The sequence below is a fragment of the Eubacterium sp. 3_1_31 genome (genome assembly GCF_964249515.1).
In the GTDB taxonomy this organism is placed as follows: Bacteria; Bacillota_I; Bacilli_A; order Erysipelotrichales; family Erysipelotrichaceae; genus Longicatena; species Longicatena caecimuris.
Map to the genome: position 1 here is coordinate 1 of NZ_CAXUBY010000098.1, position 1,880 is coordinate 1,880.

Genomic DNA, 1,880 nt, shown 5'->3' on the forward strand with positions numbered 1-1,880 from the left:
ATTAAAACGAACCGCCGTATACGGAACCGTACGTACGGTGGTGTGAGAGGGTGATTTATTTCACCCTACTCGATTTTTAACAAAATAAGCTATAATAAAACCAAGGTGGTGATGATATGTATCGCATTATGGTAATTGAAGATAACGATAAAATACGTAATGAGCTTTGTGATTTTTTAAGTAAAAACGGATATGAGGCCTTTGGTCCTGCCGAATTTGATCATTTACTGGAAGATATTCATCAGCAGAAGCCAGATTTACTACTGCTAGATCTAAACCTTCCTGTCGTAGACGGCCATTTTATATGCCGCGAAGTACGTAAGAACAGTGAACTCCCTATCATGATCGTCACAAGTCGTGATTCTGATATGGATGAATTAATCAGCATGAATCTTGGTGCCGATGATTTTGTGACAAAACCATATAACCTGCAAATTCTATTAGCAAGAATTTCCCGTATCTTACAGCGTTCCTATGAGCACGCTTCCAGCAACCAATTGATGATTCATGATATCGTCTTAGATATATCCAAAAGCACCCTCAATTGGAAAGGCAACAGTGTTGATTTAACAAAAAATGAATTACGCATCATGCATTGTCTGTTTCAAAATAAAAATAAGATTGTTTCCCGCAATGAGTTGATGCAGCATATGTGGGATTGTGATCTGTTTGTTGATGATAACACCTTAACGGTCAATATTAACCGCCTGCGTAAGAAATTGGAATATCTGCGATTGGATGATTTGATTCAGACAAAACGTGGTATGGGATACATTATTTATGAAGATTAAAGATTATTTATTTGAGAAACTATATTTCATCTTGTTAGGCTTATTGACCTATGCCATTATCGTGCTATTTCTTTATGGCATAGGAAATAATACGCAGGCCATCATGGTTGTATCTCTATTATATTGGGGCATGCTGCTGGCAATCCTCATCATTGAATATGTACGCCGTGCATCTTTTTATCAACGTTTGTTAGATACCGCACAATCCTTAGATGAAAAATATTTGCTTACTGAAATGATGGAAGAGCCCTTATTCTTAGATGGTAAAATTCTTATGGAAGTATTGCATGAGGTAGATAAATCGATGGCTGATCATGTCAACCTTTATCGCAGTGCACAAGCCGATTATAAAGATTATATTGAGATGTGGGTTCATGAAATTAAAACCCCACTTGCCGCAGCAAAATTGGTGATTTCTAATAATCCATCCGCCATTACCGATAGTTTACATGAAGAAATAGAAAAAGTAGAAAGCTTTGTAGAACAAGCACTTTTCTATGCCCGCAGCACATCAGTAGAAAAGGATTATCTAATTAAAGAATTATCACTACAGGAATGTATATCCAAGATTTTACGCAAGCATTCTAAAATATTTATCTTACAGAAAATCAGCGTAGAATTATCAAATCTTGACCAAATCGTATATAGTGATAATAAATGGCTGGAATTTATTCTCGAACAAATCATTTTAAATGCTATCAAATACATGGATAAAGAAGAAAAAACATTGCACATTTATGCAGAGCGGAAAGAAAATACGATCCACCTGCATATTCAGGATAATGGCATCGGTATTTGTCCAAGTGATATTTCACGCATCTTTGAACGGGGATTTACTGGTAAAAATGGCCGAATAAATGAGAAAGCAACCGGTATGGGGCTATATTTATGTAAGAGTTTATGCGATAAACTATATTTGGGTATACATGCCGCTTCTTCAGAAGGTGAAGGCACTACTATAACATTGGATTTTCCCATTAGTACATTGATGCTGTTAAAGTAATTAATTATGATAAATTATATATGTCTTTTTAACTATCTTTTTATATCTTCTCAAATGTCCGCAAAGCCTTATTTTATCGGCTCTAC

Annotated in this window: 2 protein-coding genes; both read left to right on the plus strand. The window is 35.5% G+C overall.

Annotated features, from left to right (window positions below):
* The first annotated feature begins 116 nt into the window (after positions 1 to 116).
* Positions 117 to 791: a response regulator transcription factor gene (locus tag ACESSZ_RS16380; RefSeq protein ID WP_008690002.1), complete on the plus strand. Its 675-nt coding sequence runs from the start codon at positions 117 to 119 to the stop codon at positions 789 to 791.
* Positions 781 to 1,794 carry a sensor histidine kinase gene (locus tag ACESSZ_RS16385; protein ID WP_008690003.1) on the plus strand — a complete coding sequence of 338 codons (1,014 nt, stop codon included), beginning with the start codon at positions 781 to 783 and terminating at the stop codon, positions 1,792 to 1,794. Before ACESSZ_RS16380 ends, ACESSZ_RS16385 begins: the two co-directional genes overlap by 11 nt.
* Positions 1,795 to 1,880: the final 86 nt, after the last annotated feature.